The following is a 20,199-nucleotide window of genomic DNA, read 5'->3' on the forward strand; positions in this document are numbered from 1 at the left end:
GGGCGTGGGCCGGTCGCTCAGACGGCGACCGCTTTCTCGATCACGACGTCGGTCTTCGGCACATCGTCGTGGAAGCCGCGGCGGCCCGTGGGCGCGCCCTCGATCTGCTTGACGATCTCGCTGCCCGCGACCACCTTGCCGAACACGGCGTAGCCCCAGCCCTGCGCGCTGGGCGCGGTGTGGTTGAGAAAGCCGTTGTTGGTGACGTTGATGAAGAACTGCGCGGTGGCCGAGTGCGGGTCGCTGGTGCGCGCCATGGCCACGGTGTAGACGTCGTTCTTCAGGCCATTGTTGGCCTCGTTCTGGATCGGCTTGTCGGTGGGCTTCTGGTTCATGCCGGGTTCGAAGCCACCGCCCTGGATCATGAAGCCGGGGATGACGCGGTGGAACACGGTGTTGTCGTAGTGGCCCTTGTTCACATAGGCCAGGAAGTTGGCGGTGGACTGCGGCGCCTTCTCGGCATCGAGTTCGAGCGTGATGACGCCCATGCCGGCGATGTGCAGTTCGACTTTCGGATTGGCCATGTTCATTTCTCCAGGCTGGCTTTGACGATGGTGACGGGGGTCTGCGGAACGTTCTGGTGCATGCCGCGGTTGCCGGTGGGCACCGCGCGAATCTTGTCGACCACGTCCATGCCGGCGACCACCTTGCCGAACACGGTGTAGCCGTGGCCGTCGGGCGAGGGCGCGTTGAGGCCCGGGTTGTTCACGACGTTGATGAAGAACTGCGAGGTGGCCGAGTCCGGGTCACCGGTGCGCGCCATGGCGATGGCGCCGCGGTCGTTCTTCAGGCCGTTGCCGGCCTCGAGCGGCACGGGCGCGCGCGTGGGCTTTTGCTGCATGTCGGCCGTGAAGCCGCCGCCCTGGATCATGAAGTTGCCCATCACGCGGTGGAACACCGTGCCGTCGTAGTGCTTGTCCTTGACGTACTGCAGGAAGTTCTCGACCGTCTTCGGCGCCTTGGCGGGGTCGAGCTCGACGACGATGTCGCCGAGCGAGGTGGACAGGCGCACGCGCGGGGCCTTGTTGTCCTGGGCCTGGGCCGCGAAGGCCAGGGCGAGCGTCAGGCTGGTGGTCAGCGCGGTGGCCAGGCGGGCGAAGCCGCGGCGGTGCAGTGTCATGGGCGAAGTCCTCAGCGGGGGGGTGGGGCGAGCAGGTTCTGCACGGCTTTGAGTTTGGGCGCCAGGCGCGGGTTCTGCGTGTCGATCTCGCGCGCGCGCTGCCAGGCGCGCTCGGCCAGCCGCGCATGGACGTCGCCCAGGTTCTCCAGCGCCACCGCGTAGCGCGGGTTGGCGCGGATGGCGGCCTCGAGCGCAACGCGGGCTTCGTCGTAGCGGCCGGCCGCGGCGTGCAGCACGGCCAGGTTGTTGTGCGGTTCGGGCAGCTCGGGGTTGTCCTGCGTGAGGCTGGTGAACGTCTCGAGCGCGGCCGCGCTGTCGCCCGTCTGGTTCTGCGCCACGCCGAGCAGGAAGCGCATCTGCGGATCGCGCGGGTTGCTGCGCAGGTAGTCCTGCGCGCGGCTCAGGGCCTGGTCCAGCTGTTGGGCCCGCATGAGGCGCGAGACCTCGTCGTAGGCCGAGGGCGCGGGGATGCTGGGCGACTGGGCCTGCGCCAGCCAGGGCAGGGCGGCGGCCAGGCCGACCAGCAGCGCACGGGTGAAACCACGGAAACAAGCGAGGACGGCGCGGTCCAGCGGTGAAGCTCGGTGAGACATGGAACCTCATGGGATGCGCCGGGCGAAGCGGATGCCCGACCAGTGGCGCCCATCGGTGCGTGCGTGCGCGGGATGGGCGTCGATATACTGGCGCATTGTATCTGAGGGGTACCGGCGAGCCGGTCGTTTCAGACCGTGCCTGCGGGGCGCCGGACCCGTGAGGCGCCGCGCTGGCGAGCGTGGTTGGAAGCGGTCGGCACCGCGCCTGCCCTGCGCCTTGCGATGACCCTGCATATCCACAACACCCTCACGCGCCGGCTCGAGCCTTTCGCGCCCATCGAGCCCGGCCACGTGCGCATGTACGTTTGCGGCATCACGGTCTACGACCTGTGCCATGTGGGCCACGCCCGCTCCAACATCGCCTTCGACGTCGCGCGCCGCTGGCTCGAGGCCAGTGGCTACCGCGTCACCTTCGTGCGCAACATCACCGACATCGACGACAAGATCATCCGCCGCGCGGTGCAGAACGGTGAAACGGTTCGCGGCCTCACCGACCGCATGATCGAGGCCATGTACCAGGACTTCGACGCCCTGGGCATCGCGCGCCCCACGCACGACCCGCGCGCCACCGACTACGTGCCGCAGATGCTCGACATCGTGCGCACGCTCGAAGACAAGCAACTGGCCTACCGCGCGGCCGACGGCGACGTGAACTACGCGGTGCGCCGCTTCCCCGGCTACGGCAAGCTCTCCGGCAAGACGCTCGACGAACTCCAGGCGGGCGAGCGCGTGGCCGTGGCCCAGGGCAAGGGCGACCCGCTGGACTTCGTTCTGTGGAAGGCCGCCAAGCCCGACGAACCCGCCGACGCGCAGTGGGACTCGCCCTATGGCCGCGGCCGTCCGGGCTGGCACATCGAGTGCTCGGCCATGGCCTGCGCGCTGCTCGGCAAGACCTTCGACATCCATGGCGGCGGCGCCGACCTGCAGTTCCCGCACCACGAGAACGAGATCGCGCAGAGCGAGGGCGCCAACGGCGTGCCGCTGGCCGCGGTGTGGATGCACAACGGCTTCGTCAACGTCGACAACGAGAAGATGTCCAAGAGCCTGGGCAACTTCTTCACCATCCGCGAGGTGCTGCAGAAGTACGACGCCGAGACGGTGCGCTTCTTCATGCTGCGGGCCCACTACCGCAGCCCGCTCAACCACAGCGACGCCCACCTGGACGACGCGCGCGCCGCGCTCAAGCGCCTGTACACCGCGCTGTCGGTGGTGAAAGCGGCGGACGTTTCCATCGACTGGAGCGAGCCCTTCGCCGCGCGCTTCAAGGCCGCGATGGACGACGACTTCAACACGCCGGTGGCCTTGAGCGTGCTGTTCGAACTCGCGAGCGAGGTCAACCGCGGCAAGGACCCGTGCCACGCGGGCCTGCTGCGCGCGCTGGGCGGCGTGCTGGGGTTATTGCAGGCCGATCCGATGGCATGGTTGCAGGGCGGACCATCTAGGCATCATGAAGCGTCTGGTGCCCTTGTCGGGCAGGGCGCCTGCGTCTCTGGCAATGCCCATGTGACATCGGGCTTGGACGAGCCCGCCATCGCCGCGCGCATCGCCGCGCGCGCCGCCGCCAAGCAAGCAAAGAACTTCGCCGAAGCCGACCGCATCCGCAACGAGCTGCTCGGCCAGGGCATCGTGCTGAAAGACAGCGCCGCGGGCACCACCTGGGAGCGCGCCTGATGAGCGCCGTGCTGACCGTGCCCGAGCCCGCCTACTGGCAGGACGCCTGCAAGCACCTGATGAAGCGCGACCGCGTGATGAAGAAGCTCATCCCGCGCCACCCCGACGTGTGCCTGCAGTCGCGGGGCGACGCTTTCGTCACGCTGGCGCGCAGCATCGTGGGCCAGCAGATTTCGGTGAAGGCCGCCCAGTCGGTGTGGGACCGCTTCGAATCGCTCACCCGCAAGATGACGCCCGCGCAGGTGCTCAAGCTCAAGGTGGACGACATGCGCGCGGCCGGCCTGTCGGTGCGCAAGGTCGAGTACCTGGTGGACCTGGCGCTGCATTTCTCGGACAAGCGCGTGCGCGTGAACGAGTGGCCGCACATGGACGACGAGGCCATCATCGCGGAGCTGGTGGCCATCCGCGGCATCGGCCGCTGGACGGCCGAGATGTTCCTCATCTTCCACCTCATGAGGCCCAACGTGCTACCGCTGGACGACCTCGGCTTGCAGAACGGCATCAGTCAGGCCTATTTTTCGGGTGAGCCCGTCAGCCGCAGCGAGATCCGCGAGGTGGCCGGCTCCTGGGCCCCGTTCTGCAGCGTGGCCACTTGGTATATTTGGCGGTCGCTCGATCCGCTCCCCGTGAGCTATTGAGCCGCCTGAGCAAAGGAGCCTATCTTGGCCAAAAAGAACTTTCTCGACTTCGAGCAACCGATCGCGGAACTCGAATCCAAGATCGAGGAACTGCGCTACGTCCAGACCGAATCGGCGGTCGACATCTCCGAAGAGATCGACAAGCTGGCGTCCAAGAGCCTGCAGCTCACCAAGGACATCTACAGCAACCTCTCACCCTGGCAGATCACCAAGATCGCGCGCCACGCCGACCGGCCCTACACGCTGGACTACGTGCGCGAAATCTTCACGCACTTCGTCGAGCTGCACGGCGACCGCCACTTCTCCGACGACCTGTCCATCGTCGGCGGCATGGCGCGTTTCAACGGCCAGCCCTGCATGGTCATCGGCCACCAGAAGGGCCGTGACACGAAGGAGCGCGGCCTGCGCAACTTCGGCATGACCAAGCCCGAGGGCTACCGCAAGGCCCTGCGGCTGATGAAGCTGGCCGAGAAGTTCAAGCTGCCGGTGTTCACCTTCGTCGACACGCCGGGTGCCTATCCGGGCATCGACGCCGAAGAGCGTGGCCAGTCCGAGGCCATCGGGCGCAACATCTTCGAGATGGCGCAGCTCGAGGTGCCCATCATCTCCACCATCATCGGCGAGGGCGGTTCCGGCGGCGCGCTGGCCATCGCCGTGGCCGATCAGGTGCTGATGCTGCAGTACTCGGTGTATTCGGTGATCAGCCCCGAGGGCTGCGCCTCCATCCTCTGGAAGACCAGCGAACGCGCGAGCGACGCGGCCGAGGCCCTGGGCATCACGGCGCACCGCCTCAAGGCCCTGGGCCTGGTGGACAAGATCGTCAACGAGCCCGTGGGCGGCGCGCACCGCGACCACAAGCAGATGGCCGCCTTCCTCAAGCGCGCCCTGGCCGACGCCTACCGCCAGGTGGCCGACCTCAAGGTGAAGGAACTGCTGGAGCGCCGCCATGCGCGCCTCGATGGCTATGGCCGCTTCACCGACACCAAGGCCGACGCCAAAGACCGCCGCTGAGGCGGACGCTTTTCCCGGTGCCGCCGAGCTGCAGCGCTGGGCGGCGCGCCACGCCCTCGACCAGGACACCGCGCCGATCGGCATCGCCTGCAGCGGCGGCGCCGACTCGGTCGCCCTGCTGCTGGCCGCGCACGCGCGCTGGCCGGGGCGCTGCGTGGCCCTGCACGTGCACCACGGCCTGCAGGCCGCAGCCGACGGCTTCGAGGCCTGCGTGCGTGAGGTCGCGGCGTCCCTGGGCCTGCCCGTGCAGGTGGCCCGCGTCGACGCCCGGCACGCACCGGGCCAAAGCCCCGAGGACGCGGCCCGGCTCGCGCGCTACGCCGCGCTGGCCGGCCTGGCGCGGGACCAGGGCATCGGCTGGGTGCTGCTCGCGCAGCATGGCGACGACCAGGCCGAGACCGTGCTGCTCGCGCTCTCGCGCGGCGCGGGCCTGCCCGGCCTGTCCGCCATGCCCGAGGCCTTCGAGCGCCATGGTCAGCGGTTTGGCCGGCCCTGGCTCGGCGTGCCCGCGCACACGCTGCGCGAAGCGCTGATCGCGCGCGACCAGCGTTTCGTCGACGACCCCAGCAACGGCGACGAGCGCTACACGCGCAACCGCATCCGCGCGCAGTTGATGCCGGCCTGGGCGCGCGCCTTTCCGGGCTACCGCGCGGCGCTCGCGCGCAGCGCGGCGCACGCGGCGCAGGCGCAGCGCCTGCTGGACGAGTTGGCGGCGTTGGACCTGGCGGCCAGCGGCGAGCCGCCGCGCATCGCCACCCTGCAGGGCCTGTCGCGCGACCGCCAGGCCAACGCCTTGCGGCACTGGCTGCGCCGCGCGCACGGCGTGGCGCCCAGCGCCGCGCAGCTCGACGAACTGCTCGACCAGGTCGGGGCCTGCCGCACGCGCGGCCACGCGATCCGGCTCAAGGTGGCCGAGGGCTTCGTGGTGCGCGATGGCCCGTGCCTGGCCTATACCCCCTAGGTATAATCCCGCGGTTCTGCCCGGCCCCAGTGGCTGTGCGGCGCGCGCCCCGACGAAGCCCTGAAGGACGCGCCGCGCCGCGTCCTTCCTCCCTTCCAATGGCCCTCATCGTTCACAAGTACGGCGGCACCTCCATGGGGTCGACCGAACGCATCCGCAACGTCGCGCGTCGCGTCGCCAAATGGCACAAGGCCGGCCACCAGATGGTGGTGGTGCCCAGCGCCATGAGCGGCGAAACCAACCGCCTGCTGGCGCTCGCCAAGGAACTCGCGCCCGCCAAACCGGGCACGTCCTATGGCCGCGAACTCGACATGCTGGCGGCCACCGGCGAACAGGCCTCCTCCGCGCTGCTGGCCATCGCGCTGCAGGCCGAAGGCCTGGAGGCGGTGAGCTACGCGGGCTGGCAGGTGCCGATCAAGACCAACGACGCCTACACCAAGGCCCGCATCGAATCCATCGACGACGCGCGCGTGCGCGCCGACCTGGACGCGGGCAAGGTGGTCATCGTCACCGGCTTCCAGGGCATCGACGACGGCGGCAACATCACCACGCTGGGCCGCGGCGGCAGCGACACCTCGGCCGTGGCCGTGGCCGCGGCGCTCAAGGCCGCCGAGTGCCTGATCTACACCGACGTCGACGGCGTCTACACCACCGACCCGCGCGTGGTGCCCGAGGCGCGCCGCCTGTTGCGCGTGAGCTTCGAGGAAATGCTGGAGATGGCCAGCATGGGCTCCAAGGTGCTGCAGATCCGCTCGGTGGAGTTCGCGGGCAAGTACCACGTGCCGCTGCGCGTGCTCTCCAGCTTCACGCCCTGGGACATCGACCTGGCCGAAGAAGCGGCCTCCGGCACCCTGATCACTTTTGAGGAAGACGAAGACATGGAACAAGCCGTCGTTTCCGGCATTGCCTTCAACCGCGACGAGGCCAAGGTCTCGGTGCTCGGCGTGCCCGACAAGCCCGGCATCGCCGCGCAGATCCTGGGCGCGGTCGCCGACGCCAACATCGAGGTCGACGTCATCATCCAGAACCTGAGCAAGGACGGCAAGACCGACTTCAGCTTCACGGTGCACCGCAACGAATACCAGAAAACGCTGGACCTGCTCAAGTCGCAGGTCGTGCCCGCGCTGGGCGCCGCCGACGTGGTGGGCGACAACCGCATCTGCAAGGTCAGCATCGTGGGCATCGGCATGCGCAGCCACGTGGGCGTGGCCAGCCGCATGTTCCGCTGCCTCAGCACCGAAGGCATCAACATCCAGATGATCTCCACCTCGGAGATCAAAACCTCGGTGGTCATCGACGAGAAGTACATGGAGCTGGCCGTGCGCGCCTTGCACCGCGAGTTCGATCTCGACCAGGCCGCCGACACGATCAGCGCCTGAGAGGGCCTGGCCCGCGTGTGCTTTGGGGCATAATGCGGGCTTCGCGGAGTGATGACCGAGTGGCCGAAGGTGCTCCCCTGCTAAGGGAGTATGGGGTGTAGAGCCTCATCGAGGGTTCGAATCCCTCTCACTCCGCCAGATGTTCACATCGACAAGGCGCCCTGCGGGGCGCCTTTGTTTTTTGTCCTCCTGCTGTTCTTGCCGCCGGACCCGCCATGTCTCAGAGCCTGTCGCGCACCGCGTTCGCCACCCTGTTGCTCATCGCCTTCATGATGGGCGCCAACCACGTGGCCGCGCGCCTGGCCTTCGACCACGGCGTGACCGTGGCCACGGCCGTGACCTTCCGCAGCGGCGTCACGGCGCTGGTGGTGGCCGGCATTCTGTTCTTCTACCGCGTGCCCCTGGCGCTCACCGCGCGGCACCGCAAGGCGCTGCCCGCCATCGGCCTGCTGGTGGGTGTGCAGAGCCTGTGCCTGTACGCGGCGGTGGCGCGCCTGCCGGTAGCGCTGGCGCTGCTGGCCTTCAACACCTACCCGCTGTGGACGGCGCTGTGGTCGCGCATCGTCTATGGCCAGAAGCCGGCACCGCACCTGCTCAAGGCCATGCCGCTGATGCTGCTGGGCCTGGCGCTGGCGCTGGACGTGTCGGGCGCGGCCTCGGGCCTGGGCGCGGGTGGGCATTGGGCGCGCATCGGCGTGGGCGTGGGCTTCGCGCTGGCGGCCGCGGCGAGCTTCGGATTGGCGCTGGTGTTCACGCAGCACGAAGCGGGCGATCTCGACGGCCGCCTGCGCACCGCCACCACCATGGGCATCGTCGCGGTGATCGCGCTGGCCGCGAGCGCCACGCAGGGCGGGCTGCATTTCCCGAACGCCCTGCCGGGCTGGTGGGGGCTGCTGGGCCTGACCTTCCTCTACGGCACGGCCTTCACCATCATGTTCACGGTGCTGCCGCGCCTGGGGGTGGTGGGCAACTCGGCCATCATGAACATCGAGCCCATCTTCGCGCTGGTGCTGGCCTGGGTGTTCCTGGGGCAATCGATCGCGGCCATTCAGGTGGCCGGTGGCCTGATCGTCGTGGCCACGGTCATGTGGCTGGGCCTGCGCAAGGGCTGAGGCCGGCGCGCGGGGCCAGGTTCATTCGTTGCCGTCGTCGTCGAGCGACGCGCTCCAGCGGTCTCCCCAGTCCTTGAGCGTGCGCCGGTCGCGCTTGGTGGGGCGTCCCATGGGTTGGCTCAATGCCGGTTCGGGGGCCAGGCGCCGCTGCTCGGCCGCGGCCAGCCGGCGCGCCACCGACGCGGGTGTTTCCTCGTAGAGCTGCTGCGCCACGGGCGCCGGCCCGCGCACCGCGCTCAGGCCCTTCACGGTCACCACACGTGCCTCATTGCCCTGGCGGAACTCGATGGTGTCGCCCACGCGCGGCTCGCGCGAGGCCTTGGCCGCCTGGCCGTTGACGCTCACGCGGCCCTTGTCGATGGCCTCGGCGCTGAGCGCGCGGGTCTTGAAAAAGCGCGCGGCCCAAAGCCATTTGTCCAGGCGCACGCGCTCGGGTTCGGTTCTGCTTGTCATGCGTTCGCGGGTGTCAGGGGCAGGCGCACCGTGGCGTCGAGTCCGCGCACGCTGCCGCCGTCGGCGCGGTTGTCCAGCTCGATCTGGCCACCGAGCGATTGCACGATCTCCCGGCAAATGGCGAGCCCGAGGCCCGAGCCCGAGAGGCTGGGGCCCGCGCGGTGGTCGGTAGCGAATGGCTGGAACAGGCGCTCGCGCAGCGCCGGCGCGATGCCGGGGCCGCTGTCGCGCACGATCAGCGCCGCCGTGCGTTCGTCGCTCAGCAGGCCCACGCGCAGCGCGCCGCCCGGTGGCGAGTGCTTGATGGCGTTGTGCAGCAGGTTGCGCGTGAGCTCGCGCAGCGCCCATTCGTGCGCGCGCACCGGCGCGGCCTGGCCGACGTCGAGCGCGAAGTCCAGGGACCGCTCGGCGATCAGCGCCGACAGGTCGAGCGCCACCGCGCGCACCACGGCGGCCCAGTCGCTCACCGGCACGTCGCGGTCCTGGCGCAGCTGCTCTACCTTGGCCAGGGCCAGCATCTGATTGGCCAGTTCGGTGGCGCGGTCCACGGTGTGCGCGATCTCGTCGAGCGCCTGGCGCGGCTCCACGTCGCCGCGCCGCGCCGACTGCACCTGCGTCTTCAGCACCGCCAGCGGCGTGCGCAGCTGGTGCGAGGTGTCGCGCACGAAGCGCTTCTGGTGTTCCAGCAACTGCGACAGCCGCTGCATGTGCTGGTTGGTGGCGTCCAGCAGCGGCAGCAGTTCGCGCGGCGCGTCCTGGCCGGGCAAGGGCGACAGGTCGTTTTCGCTGCGCGAGGCCAGGGCGCGGCTGATGTCGCGCACCGGCCGCGTGGCGCGCTGCACCACCAGCACCACCACGAAGGCGATCACGGCCAGCAGCGCGGCCTGGCGCCACAGCGTATCCACCAGGATCTGGCGCGCCAGTGTCTCGCGCAGTTCCAGGGTCTCGGCCACCTGAATGGTGGCCATGCCCTGGCCCTGCACGCCGGCCACCGGCTGCAGCAGCACGGCCATGCGCACCGGCATGTCGCGGTAGTGGTCGTCGTAGAAGCTCACGAGCGCGGCGTAGATGTTGTCCGAGGGCGCGTGGCGCCGCGGCGCGGGCATGTCGGCGAAGCCCGAGACCATCTCGCCCTGGAAGCCGCTCACGCGGTAGAAGAGGCGGCTGCGGTTGTCGGCCTCGAAGGCCTCCAGCGCGGAGTACAGCACCGTGGCCTGCACATGGACCTCGCCGCCCTGCGACGTCACCTGCAGCTGTTCGCCCAGCGACTTGGCGGTGGCCAGCAGCGTGCGGTCGTAGGCGGTGTCGGCGGCCGCCAGGGCCTGGCGGTACAGCACCACGGTGTTGAACACCACGTAGCCGAACACCGGCAGCAGGATGCCCAGCAGCAGGGTGCGGCGCAGCGAGGTCGCGCGCCGCTTCATGGCTGGGCCTTGATGAGGTAGCCCAGGCCGCGCAGGGTGACGAGTTGCGCGCCGGTGTGCGCGATTTTCTTGCGCAGCCGGTAGGCCACGACCTCGATCGCCTCCGGCTGCACGTCGGGTTCACCGGGAAAGACGAGTTCGAACAGGCGCTCCTTGGCGATGGCATGGCCCGGGCGCGCGAGCACGGCGCGCAGCAGGGCGAGCTCGCGCGGCGGCAGCTCCAGGGGCTGGCCCAGGTGGTACACGGCGCCGCTCTCGCGGTCCACGGCCATGCCGCACCAGGCGGCGGGCGCGGCGTCGGCGTCGCCCGCGCGGCGCACCAGGGCGCGCACGCGGGCCTCCAGCTCGTCCAGGTCGAAGGGCTTGGGCAGGTAGTCGTCGGCGCCGGTGTTCAGGCCCAGGATGCGATCGCCCACGGTGCCGCGCGCGGTGAGGATGATCACGGGCGTCTTCAGGCCGCCGCCGCGCGCCTGGGCCAGCACCTCCAGGCCGTCCTTGCCGGGCAGCGACAGGTCCAGCAGCACGGCGTCGGGCTGGGTGTCGCGCCACACCGCCAGCGCGCGCTCGCCGTCGTCGCAGGTCACCACCTGGATGCCGCGCCGCTCGAAGGCGCGGCTCAGCGTGGCCTGCATGGTGGTGTTGTCTTCGACGAGCAGGAGTTTCATGGGGGGACCGATTATGGGGACGCGCGCGCCTCAGGGTTTATCCCAGGGTGCCCGACAGCCAACTGACAGCCCGCCCGCCGACCATTCGCGGCGTCGTTCCCATCAACCACGGAGACAAGCCATGCGCCGCGATACCTTCCTCAAATCCCTGGCCGCCCTGGCCGCCGCTGGCGCTCTGCCGAACGCGGCCTGGGCCAGCGCCAACATCAAGATGATGATCCCCGCCAACCCCGGCGGCGGCTGGGACGGCACCGGCCGTGCGCTGGGCGACGCCCTGCGCGACGCCGGCGTGGCCTCCTCGGTGACCTTCGAGAACAAAGGCGGCGCGGCCGGCGCCATCGGCCTGGCCCAGTTTTTCAACGCCAGCAAGGGCGACCCGAATGCGCTCATGGTCATGGGTGCCGTCATGCTGGGCGGCATCATCACCGGCAAGCCGCCGGTGTCCATCACGCAGGTCACGCCCATCGCGCGCCTCACCACCGAGTACAACGTCTTCGTGCTGCCGGCCGATTCGCCGCTCAAGACCATGAAGGACGTGATCGAGCAGCTCAAGAAGGACCCCGGCAGCGTCAAGTGGGGCGGCGGTTCGCGCGGCGCCACCGAGCACATCGCGGCGGCGCAGATCGCGCAGGCCGTGGGCGTGCCGGCGGCCAAGATCAACTACGTGCCCTTCCGTGGCGGTGGCGAGGCCGTGGCGGCCATCCTGGGCAACAACGTCACCGTGGGCGGCAGCGGCTTCAGCGAGTTCCAGCCCTACATCGAGAGCGGCAAGATGCGCGCCATCGCCGTCACCTCGGGCAAGCGCCTGGACGGCATCAACGTGCCCACGCTGAAAGAGCAGGGCATCGACGTGGAGATCGGCAACTGGCGCGGCGTGTATGGCGCGGCCGGCATCACCCCCGCGCAGCGCGACGCGCTGGTGGCCATGGTGGTGAAGGCCACGCAGAGCAAATCCTGGGCGGAGGCGGTGAAGAAGAACAACTGGACGCCCGCGCTGCTGACCGGCAAGGCCTTCGAGGAGTTCGTGGACCGCGACTTCTCCTCCCTGCGCGCGACCATGGTGCGCGCGGGCATGGTCTGACGCGGACGGCGACATGAGCGACATGCAGCAGCCCGCGTCCACGGACGTGGGACAGGTGGCCATCGGCCTGGGCGCGCTGGGCGTGGCCTTGGTGCTCGCCGTAGGCGCCTGGCAGATCCCCTCGGCCGCGGGTTACTCGGGCGTCGGCCCCGACTTCCTGCCCTGGCTGATGTGCGCGGCCATGGCCGTGTGCGGCGCGCTGCTGGTGTGGCAAGCGTTGCGCGGCGGCTGGCGCCACGTGGAGACGCCTTCGGGCGCCGAGCGCGGCGACTGGCGCGCGCTGGCCTGGGTGGCCGGTGGCGTGGTGGCCAACGCCTCGCTCATCACCACCATCGGCTTCGTGCTGAGCTGCACGCTGTGTTACGCCCTGGCCGTGCGCGGCCTGCGCCTGAGCGAGGGCCGGGCCGGCGGCGGCGCGCGCGCCACCTTCATCGACCTGGTCACCGGCGTGCTGATTTCGGCGCCGGTGTTCTGGGTGTTCACCAAGGTGCTGGCGGTGAACCTGCCCGGCATCAGTCCCAGCGGCTGGATCTGACATGGGCGACATCCTCTCGCAACTCCTGGGTGGCTTCGCCACCGCCGGCACGCCCATCAACCTGCTGTGGGCGCTGGCCGGCTGCGCGCTCGGCACCGCCATCGGCGTGCTGCCGGGCCTGGGGCCGGCCGTCACGGTGGCCATGCTGCTGCCCATCACGGGCCAGGTGGAGCCCACCGCCTCGATGATCTTCTTCGCGGGCATCTACTACGGCGCGATGTACGGTGGCTCCACCACCTCCATCCTGCTCAACACGCCGGGCGAGACCGGCACCATGGTGACCGCGCTCGAAGGCTTCAAGATGGCCAAGCACGGCCGCGCGGGTGCCGCGCTGGCCACCTCGGCCATCGGCTCCTTCGTGGCCGGCACCATCGCCACCGTGCTGGTGACGCTGTTTGCGCCCATCCTGGCCGACTTTGCCGTGCAACTGGGCCCGCCCGAGTATTTCTGCCTGATGCTGCTGGCCTTCACCACGGTGAGTTCGGTGCTGGGGCAAAGCGCCTTGCGGGGGCTGGCCGCGCTGTTCCTGGGCATCTCGCTGGGCCTGGTGGGCATCGACCAGATCACCGGCCAGGTTCGCTACACCGCAGGCATCCTGGAGTTCATGGATGGCGTGGAGGTGGTGCTGGTGGCCGTGGGCCTGTTCGCGGTGACGGAGGCGCTCTACAACGCGCTGTACGAAGGCCGCATGCAGACCGCCATGAACCACCTCAACAAGGTGCACATGACGCGCGGCGAGTGGCGCCGGTCCTGGCCAGCCTGGCTGCGCGGCACGGCGATCGGCTTTCCCTTCGGCACCATTCCCGCCGGCGGCACCGAGATCCCCACCTTCCTGAGCTACGCGACCGAGCGCAAGCTGGCCGACGCCGAGGCGCGGCAGCAGTTCGGCACCACGGGCGCGATCGAAGGCGTGGCCGGCCCCGAGGCGGCCAACAACGCGGCCGTCACGGGCACGCTGGTGCCGCTGCTGACGCTGGGCATCCCGACCTCGGTGACGGCGGCGATCCTGCTGTCCGCGCTGCAGAACTACGGCATCAACGCGGGGCCGCAGCTGTTCCAGACGTCGTCCGCTCTGGTGTGGGCGCTGATCGCTTCGCTCTACATCGGCAACGTGATGCTGCTGGTGCTGAACCTGCCGCTGGTGGGCCTGTGGGTGAAGCTGTTGAAGATCCCGCGCCCGCAGCTCTACGCGGGCATCATGATCTTCGCGACGGTGGGCGTCTACGGCATGCGCCAGAGCGCCTTCGACCTGTACCTCATGCTGGGCATCGGCCTGCTGGGCGTGCTGATGCGCCGCTTCGATTTCCCGGCGGCGCCGGTGATCGTGGGCCTGATCCTCGGGCCGCTGGCCGAAGCGCAGATGCGCAACGCGCTGTCGATCGGCGAAGGCAACTGGCTGATCTTCGTGCAGCGCCCGATGTCGCTGATCCTGCTGCTCGTGGTGCTGGCGGTGCTGGTGGTGCCGAGGCTGTTGGCGCGGCGGCAGGCGATGGCCGCCGCCTGAAACCACCCCACTTCGGCGCAGCGGCTCGCGGACCCCAGGCCGCGAGCCGCTTCTTGCTTTTCATCATTGCCTGAACCCGCCGATTCGAGGGCATCGTTGTCCGGGGTGCTCGCCTAGAGTCGCCCGCTTCTTCGCATGTGCCGATAGGCGAGCCATGAAAGCACTCTCTTGGCGGCTGTATGCCGTCGCCTACCTGGTGGCCTATCTGACGACAGTCCTGGGTACGGCGTTGTCGATTTTTCTTTGGGCAGCGCCAATGGATTCGTGGCCTGATATCTGGCGAGGGCTGCTCTGGAAAGCCTTGCCGCACGCCGTGCCGCTGGCATGCATCCTGCGTATCGCATGGAACAAACGACGTCAGCCCAAGGGTTGAGACAAGGCGGGGCAGAGACATGAATGGTGATGGGTTGGGTGGGGTGGCATTGGGCCTGACCTTGGCCGTGTTGCTGGTGCGGCCAAAGCCCCGCCATCAACTGCCGCTGGGCGCCGGCGCAAGCCTCTGCCAGTTGAGGGCCGCCCTGGAGGGACGATGGTCGCTGCTGGCCTGGCCACTGGGCGCGGCAGTGGTGGTGCTCGGAATGGCAAGCTGGGCGAGTCGATCGGAATAAGGCCGCTTTCTCTCGCATACCCGCCCCGGGTACCATCCCGGGCATGACCCGCGACGACCGCCTGCCCCGTGACGCGCAGAGCATCCTGGAGCTCGCCGCGCGCTCCATGTTCGATCTCTTCGCCAACGCCAGTGAGGGCATGCTGCTGGTGGACCGGCACGCGCGCGTGGTGTGGATCAACGACCAGTACCGGCGTTTCCTGCCCGCGCTGGGCTTCGACCGCGAGGAAGACTTTGTCGGCCAGCCCGTGAGCAATGTGGTGCACAACACCCAGATGCACCGCGTGCTGGAAACCGGCAAGCCCATCCTCATCGACCTGCTCACCAACCGCGCGGGCACCTTCGTGGTCACGCGCATTCCGCTGCGCGACGACGCGGGCGAGGTCATCGGCGTGCTCGGCATCGTGCTGTTCGACCACCCCGAGACCACGCTGCAGCCCCTCATCACCAAGTTCGCGCGGCTGGAGCAGGACCTGAACGACGCGCGCCGCGAGCTCGCCCACCAGCGCCGCAGCAAGTACACCTTCGCCAGCTTCGTTGGCACCAGCGCGGCGGCGGTGGAGGTCAAGCGCCAGGCGCGCCGCGCGGCGCTGTCCAGCAGCCCGGTGCTGTTGCTCGGCGAGACGGGCACCGGCAAGGAACTGCTCGCGCACGCCATCCACGCGGCCTCGCCGCGTGCGGGCCGGCCCTTCGTCAGCGTGAACATGGCCGCCGTGCCCGAGACCCTGCTGGAGGCCGAGTTCTTCGGCGTCGCGCCCGGCGCCTACACCGGTGCCGACAAGAAGGGCCGCGACGGCAAGTTCAAGCTGGCCGATGGCGGCACGCTGTTCCTCGACGAATTGGGCGACATGCCCATGGCCATGCAGGTGAAGCTGCTGCGCGCCCTGCAGGAGGGCGAGATCGAGCCCCTGGGCTCGAACCAGTTGGTGCCCTTCGACGTGCGCGTGGTGGCCGCCACCTCGCGCGACCTGCCGCTGATGGTGAGGGAAGGGCGCTTCCGCGAGGACCTGTACTACCGCCTCAACGTGCTGCCCATCCGCGTGCCGCCGCTGCGCGAGCGCCAGAGCGACGTGCCGCTGCTGATCGAGGCCCTGTGCGAAGACATCGCCGCGCGCGGCGGAGGACCGCAGCTGGAGTTCGGCCCCGAGGCCCAGGCCCTGCTGGCCGCGCAGGCCTGGCGCGGCAACATCCGCGAGCTGCGCAACGTGCTGGAGCAGCTCGCGCTGCGCACCGACTCGGCCCTCATCGATGCCGCGCAGGTGGACGAGGTGCTGCGCGAGGCCGGCCTGCCCGCCTTGGCGCCGGTGCGCGAGGCGCCGCCCGCGGCGCCCGCGCAGCAGGACGCTCTGCGCCCCCTGGCCGAGCAGATCGCCGAGCTCGAACGCCGGGCCATCGCGCAGGCGCTGGCGGCCACAGGCGGCAACCGCAGCGCGGCGGCCAAGCTGCTGGGCATCTCCCGCGCCAGCCTGTACGACCGGCTCGCCGCGCTGGATAAGCTGTCTGAAATTCCGGCGACTGTCTGAATTTCAGACAAATCGTGTGCGATGGGTTGTCTGAAATTCCGGCAATCGATCGGGTGTCAAAGAAAAATTCCTTTGATATCAAGGCATTGCTGGGTTGGCACGGCATGTGCAAAAGAGGCGCACGGCGCACCGCGCTGTGCCAGCAACCATCAGGAGACAAGCATGTTCGACACCACCCGCCGCCTGGCGGTGATTGCCCTGGCCTGCACGGCCACCCTGGGTTTCGCCCAAGCCAACAAGGGCGAGATCCGCATCGCCCACATCCACAGCAAGACCGGCCCGTTGGAGGCCTACGCCAAGCAGACCCAGGCGGGCCTGATGATGGGCCTGAACTACGCCACGGGCGGCACCATGATGGTGGCCGGCAAGAAGATCGTGGTGATCGAGAAGGACGACCAGGGCAAGCCCGACGTGGGCAAGAGCCTGCTGGCGGCGGCCTACGCCGACGACAAGGTCGACCTCGCCATCGGCCCGACCGCCTCGCCCGTGGCGCTGGCCATGCTGCCGGTGGCCGAGGAGTACCGCAAGATCCTGCTGGTGGAGCCCGCCGTGGCCGACTCCATCACCGGTGACAAGTGGAACAAGTACATCTTCCGCACCGGCCGCAACAGCAGCCAGGACGCGGCCGCCAACGCCGTGGCCCTCGACGCCCCGAACAACGTGATCGGTGTGCTGGCCAACGACAACGCCTTCGGCCGCGACGCCGTGAAGGCCTCCAAGGACTTCACCAAGAAGGCCAAGATCGTGCACGAGGAGTACCTGCCCGTGGGCACGACGGACTTCACTGCCGGCCTGCTGCGCCTGGTCGACAAGCTCAAGGACCAGCCGGGCAACAAGTACATCTCGGTGGTGTGGTCGGGCGCGCCCACGCCCTTCCCCAAGATCGCCGAGATGGAGCTGGACAAGCGCTACGGCATCAAGCTCGCCACGGGCGGCAACATCCTGCCGGCCATGGTGGCCTACAAGCAGTTCCCGGGCATGGAAGGCGCGCTGTATTACTACTTCGGCATCCCCAAGAACCCGGTCAACGACGCCATGGTGGCCGAGCACTACCGCCAGTTCAAGCAGCCGCCGGACTTCTTCACCGCCGGTGGCTTCTCGGCCGCCATGGCGGTGGTGACCGCGCTGAAGAAAACCAATGGCGACACCAACAGCGAGAAGCTCATCCAGACCATGGAAGGCATGAGCTTCGACACGCCCAAGGGCACCATGACCTTCCGCAAGGAAGACCACCAGGCCATGCAGAGCATGTACCACTTCAAGATCAAGGCCGACCCGGCCTTCGCCTGGGGGGTGCCGGAGCTGGTGCGTGAGATCAAGCCCGGGGACATGAACATCCCCATCCGCAACAAGCGCTGAACCTGGCGTGCGCCCGCCGGGCGCACGATCCCCATGCTGCAAACCTCGAACCTCACGGTCCGCTTCGGCGGGCACGTGGCGGTGAACGCTGTCTCCTGCGGATTCGCGCCGGGCACGCTCACCGCCATCGTCGGCCCCAACGGCGCGGGCAAGACGACCTACTTCAACCTGATCTCGGGACAGATCAAGGCCACGGCCGGCACGGTCACGCTCGATGGGCGCGAGCTCACGCCGCTGAGCGCGCCGCTGCGCACGCGCGCCGGCCTGGGCCGGGCCTTCCAGCTCACCAACCTGTTCCCGCAGCTCAGCGTGCGCGAGAACGTGCGCATGGCGGTGCAGGCGCGCGCGGGCGCGGGGCTGGACTTCTTCCGCATCTGGAGCGACCGCAAAGACCTGCTGGACCAGGCCGACGACATCCTGCGGACCGTGGCCCTGGCCGACAAGGCCGAGGCGCGCGCGGCCAGCCTGCCGCACGGCGACCAGCGCAAACTGGAGGTGGGCATCCTGATGGCGCTGGACCCCAAGGTTTACATGTTCGACGAGCCCACCGCCGGCATGAGCGTGGACGAGGTGCCGGTGATCCTGAACCTGATCCGCCGCCTCAAGGCCGACAAGAGCAAGACCATCCTGCTGGTGGAGCACAAGATGGACGTGGTGCGCGAGCTGTCGGACCGCATCATCGTGCTGCACAACGGCGAGCTCGTGGCCGACGGCGAACCCGAGGCGGTGATCGCTTCGCCCGTGGTGCAGCAGGCGTACCTGGGCATCAACCCCGAAGAAGAGGTCGCGGCATGACGCAGCCACTGCTGACGCTCGAGGGCGTGCACACGCACATCGGGGCGTACCACATCCTGCACGGCGTGGACCTCGCCGTGCCCGCCAACCAGCTCACCATGCTGCTGGGCCGCAATGGCGCGGGCAAGACGACCACGCTGCGCACCATCATGGGCCTGTGGCACGCGAGCCGGGGACGGATCACGCTCGCTGGCCAGGACATCACCGCGAAGGCGACGCCCGACATCGCGCAGAGCGGCGTGGCCTACGTGCCCGAGAGCATGGGCATCTTCGCCGACCTGAGCGTGAAGGAGAACATGCTGCTGGCCGCGCGCGGCGCGCGCTCCATCGACGGCATCGACACGCAGCGCCTGGAGTGGATCTTCGACATGTTCCCGGCGATGAAGAAGTTCTGGCTGCACCCGGCGGGCAAGCTCTCGGGCGGGCAGAAGCAGATGCTGGCTGTGTCGCGCGCCATCGTCGAGCCGCGCCAGCTGCTGCTCATCGACGAGCCCAGCAAGGGCCTGGCGCCGGCCATCATCCAGAACATGATCGAGGCCTTCCGCGAACTCAAGGTCGCGCAGACCACCATCCTGCTCGTCGAGCAGAACTTCAACTTCGCGCGCCAGCTCGGTGACAGCGTGGCCGTGATGGACGACGGCCGCGTGGTGCACAGCGGCGCGATGGCCGAACTCGCCGAGGACAGCGCGCTGCAGGCGCGCCTGCTCGGCCTCTCGCTGGGAGCGCATCAATGAACACCACGGCCATCCCCACGCCCGCCAGCGGCAGCCTTGCGCGCTGGCAGGCGCTGAGAGACTTCGACTGGAAGCCCGTGGCCCTGGTGCCGCTGCTGGCCGCGCTGGCGCTGCCGGCCGTGGGCAGCGGCTCGACCTGGCTCACGCTCACCGTGGCCGGACTGGCCATGGGCCTGATCGTCTTCATCATCGCCTCCGGCCTGACGCTGGTGTTCGGCCTGATGGACGTGCTCAACTTTGGCCATGGCGTGTTCATCGCGCTGGGCGCCTTCGTCGCGGTCAGCGTGTTCGGTGGCCTGAACGCCTACGCCATCGCCGACAGCTTCTGGCTCAACCTCGTGGCCCTGGTGCCGGCCATGCTGGCCGCCATGGTGGTGGCCGGCGCGGTGGGTCTGGTGTTCGAGCGCGTGATCGTGCGCCCGGTCTACGGCCAGCACCTGAAGCAGATCCTCATCACCATGGGCGGCATGATCATCGGCGAGGAGCTCATCAAGGTGGTCTGGGGCCCGGGCCAGCTCGCGCTGCCGCTGCCCGAGACGCTGCGCGGCAGTTTCCTGCTGGGCGATGCCTCGATCGAGAAGTACCGCCTGCTCGCCATGGCCGTGGGCCTGGCGGTGTTCGCCGCCATGGTCTGGACGCTCAACCGCACCAAGGTCGGCCTGCTGATCCGCGCCGGCGTGCAGGACCGCGAGATGGTGGAGTCGCTGGGCTACCGCATCCGGCGCCTGTTCGTGGGCGTGTTCGTGGCGGGCAGTGCGCTGGCCGGCCTGGGCGGCGTGATGTGGGGGCTTTACCAGCAGACCGTGCTGCCGCAGATGGGTGCGCAGGTCAACGTGCTGATCTTCATCGTCATCATCATCGGTGGCCTGGGCTCCACGCTGGGCGCTCTGGTGGGCGCGCTGCTGGTGGGCCTGATGGCCAACTACACCGGCTTTCTCATGCCCAAGGTCGCGCTGTTTTCCAACATCGCGCTGATGGTGGCCATCCTGCTGTGGCGACCGCAGGGCGTGTACCCCGTTGCGAACCGCTGAGGA

At 69.1% G+C, this 20,199-nt stretch carries 21 protein-coding genes and 1 tRNA gene; 16 read left to right on the plus strand and 6 right to left on the minus strand.

Features of this window, described 5'->3' with window-relative positions; translation table 11 throughout:
- Nucleotides 1-17: 17 nt before the first annotated feature.
- Genes DY262_RS04010 through DY262_RS04020 form a run of 3 tightly spaced genes read right to left on the minus strand, consistent with a single transcriptional unit; the run spans nt 18 to nt 1,713 of the window.
- Nucleotides 18-524 carry a peptidylprolyl isomerase gene (locus DY262_RS04010; RefSeq protein ID WP_070398074.1) on the minus strand — a complete coding sequence of 169 codons (507 nt, stop codon included), beginning with the start codon at nt 522-524 and terminating at the stop codon, nt 18-20.
- Between the two features lie 2 nt (nt 525-526).
- Nucleotides 527-1,120 (minus strand): peptidylprolyl isomerase, encoded by a 594-nt coding sequence (locus DY262_RS04015; protein WP_116957692.1) that lies wholly within the window; start codon nt 1,118-1,120, stop codon nt 527-529.
- A gap of 11 nt (nt 1,121-1,131) precedes the next feature.
- Nucleotides 1,132-1,713, minus strand: coding sequence for a tetratricopeptide repeat protein (locus tag DY262_RS04020; protein WP_116957693.1), 582 nt, complete (start codon nt 1,711-1,713; stop codon nt 1,132-1,134).
- 222 nt (nt 1,714-1,935) lie between these two features.
- Between DY262_RS04020 and cysS the strand changes: the two genes are divergently transcribed.
- The 7 genes from cysS (at nt 1,936) to DY262_RS04055 (ending at nt 8,485) form a co-directional block, all read left to right on the plus strand.
- Nucleotides 1,936-3,384 (plus strand): cysteine--tRNA ligase, encoded by a 1,449-nt coding sequence (gene cysS, locus DY262_RS04025; protein ID WP_116957694.1) that lies wholly within the window; start codon nt 1,936-1,938, stop codon nt 3,382-3,384.
- On the plus strand, nt 3,384-4,022 hold the full coding sequence (locus DY262_RS04030; RefSeq protein ID WP_116957695.1) for a DNA-3-methyladenine glycosylase family protein: 639 nt from the start codon (nt 3,384-3,386) through the stop codon (nt 4,020-4,022). Before cysS ends, DY262_RS04030 begins: the two co-directional genes overlap by 1 nt.
- A 24-nt stretch (nt 4,023-4,046) precedes the next feature.
- A complete protein-coding gene (locus DY262_RS04035; RefSeq protein ID WP_116957696.1) occupies nt 4,047-5,033 on the plus strand; it encodes an acetyl-CoA carboxylase carboxyltransferase subunit alpha in 987 nt (328 codons plus the stop codon).
- A complete protein-coding gene (gene tilS, locus DY262_RS04040; RefSeq protein WP_245980805.1) occupies nt 4,969-5,994 on the plus strand; it encodes a tRNA lysidine(34) synthetase TilS in 1,026 nt (341 codons plus the stop codon). Before DY262_RS04035 ends, tilS begins: the two co-directional genes overlap by 65 nt.
- A 98-nt stretch (nt 5,995-6,092) precedes the next feature.
- Nucleotides 6,093-7,373, plus strand: coding sequence for an aspartate kinase (locus DY262_RS04045; protein ID WP_116957698.1), 1,281 nt, complete (start codon nt 6,093-6,095; stop codon nt 7,371-7,373).
- Nucleotides 7,374-7,418: 45 nt separating this feature from the next.
- Nucleotides 7,419-7,511, plus strand: a tRNA-Ser gene (locus tag DY262_RS04050).
- 77 nt (nt 7,512-7,588) lie between these two features.
- Nucleotides 7,589-8,485 (plus strand): EamA family transporter, encoded by an 897-nt coding sequence (locus DY262_RS04055; RefSeq protein WP_116957699.1) that lies wholly within the window; start codon nt 7,589-7,591, stop codon nt 8,483-8,485.
- A 21-nt stretch (nt 8,486-8,506) separates the two neighbouring features.
- On the opposite strand, the gene DY262_RS04060 is transcribed toward DY262_RS04055, so the two are convergent.
- The 3 genes from DY262_RS04060 to DY262_RS04070 are packed head-to-tail and all read right to left on the minus strand — an operon-like array spanning nt 8,507 to nt 11,027.
- Complete coding sequence (locus tag DY262_RS04060) at nt 8,507-8,938, minus strand: RNA-binding S4 domain-containing protein (protein WP_116957700.1); 432 nt, start codon at nt 8,936-8,938, stop codon at nt 8,507-8,509.
- Nucleotides 8,935-10,362, minus strand: coding sequence for a sensor histidine kinase (locus DY262_RS04065; protein ID WP_116957701.1), 1,428 nt, complete (start codon nt 10,360-10,362; stop codon nt 8,935-8,937). The genes DY262_RS04060 and DY262_RS04065 overlap by 4 nt, the downstream gene beginning before the upstream one ends.
- On the minus strand, nt 10,359-11,027 hold the full coding sequence (locus DY262_RS04070; RefSeq protein WP_116957702.1) for a response regulator transcription factor: 669 nt from the start codon (nt 11,025-11,027) through the stop codon (nt 10,359-10,361). Before DY262_RS04070 ends, DY262_RS04065 begins: the two co-directional genes overlap by 4 nt.
- Nucleotides 11,028-11,148: 121 nt before the next feature.
- Between DY262_RS04070 and DY262_RS04075 the strand changes: the two genes are divergently transcribed.
- From DY262_RS04075 to DY262_RS04110, 9 genes are all read left to right on the plus strand, one after another.
- On the plus strand, nt 11,149-12,108 hold the full coding sequence (locus DY262_RS04075) for a Bug family tripartite tricarboxylate transporter substrate binding protein (RefSeq protein ID WP_116957703.1): 960 nt from the start codon (nt 11,149-11,151) through the stop codon (nt 12,106-12,108).
- A 13-nt stretch (nt 12,109-12,121) separates the two neighbouring features.
- A complete protein-coding gene (locus tag DY262_RS04080) occupies nt 12,122-12,643 on the plus strand; it encodes a tripartite tricarboxylate transporter TctB family protein (protein WP_116957704.1) in 522 nt (173 codons plus the stop codon).
- Nucleotide 12,644: 1 nt separating this feature from the next.
- Nucleotides 12,645-14,147 (plus strand): tripartite tricarboxylate transporter permease, encoded by a 1,503-nt coding sequence (locus tag DY262_RS04085; protein ID WP_116957705.1) that lies wholly within the window; start codon nt 12,645-12,647, stop codon nt 14,145-14,147.
- 154 nt (nt 14,148-14,301) lie between these two features.
- Complete coding sequence (locus DY262_RS21555; RefSeq protein ID WP_147326174.1) at nt 14,302-14,520, plus strand: hypothetical protein; 219 nt, start codon at nt 14,302-14,304, stop codon at nt 14,518-14,520.
- A gap of 278 nt (nt 14,521-14,798) precedes the next feature.
- Nucleotides 14,799-16,277: a sigma-54 interaction domain-containing protein gene (locus DY262_RS04090; protein WP_116957706.1), complete on the plus strand. Its 1,479-nt coding sequence runs from the start codon at nt 14,799-14,801 to the stop codon at nt 16,275-16,277.
- A gap of 162 nt (nt 16,278-16,439) precedes the next feature.
- A complete protein-coding gene (locus DY262_RS04095; RefSeq protein ID WP_116957707.1) occupies nt 16,440-17,636 on the plus strand; it encodes a substrate-binding domain-containing protein in 1,197 nt (398 codons plus the stop codon).
- A 33-nt stretch (nt 17,637-17,669) separates the two neighbouring features.
- On the plus strand, nt 17,670-18,431 hold the full coding sequence (locus DY262_RS04100; protein WP_116957708.1) for an ABC transporter ATP-binding protein: 762 nt from the start codon (nt 17,670-17,672) through the stop codon (nt 18,429-18,431).
- Nucleotides 18,428-19,165 carry an ABC transporter ATP-binding protein gene (locus tag DY262_RS04105; protein ID WP_116957709.1) on the plus strand — a complete coding sequence of 246 codons (738 nt, stop codon included), beginning with the start codon at nt 18,428-18,430 and terminating at the stop codon, nt 19,163-19,165. Before DY262_RS04100 ends, DY262_RS04105 begins: the two co-directional genes overlap by 4 nt.
- Nucleotides 19,162-20,196: a branched-chain amino acid ABC transporter permease gene (locus DY262_RS04110; RefSeq protein WP_181936408.1), complete on the plus strand. Its 1,035-nt coding sequence runs from the start codon at nt 19,162-19,164 to the stop codon at nt 20,194-20,196. The genes DY262_RS04105 and DY262_RS04110 overlap by 4 nt, the downstream gene beginning before the upstream one ends.
- Nucleotides 20,197-20,199 lie beyond the last annotated feature (3 nt).

The sequence above is a fragment of the Hydrogenophaga borbori genome, from assembly GCF_003417535.1.
GTDB classification, from domain to species: domain Bacteria; phylum Pseudomonadota; class Gammaproteobacteria; order Burkholderiales; family Burkholderiaceae_C; genus Hydrogenophaga; species Hydrogenophaga borbori.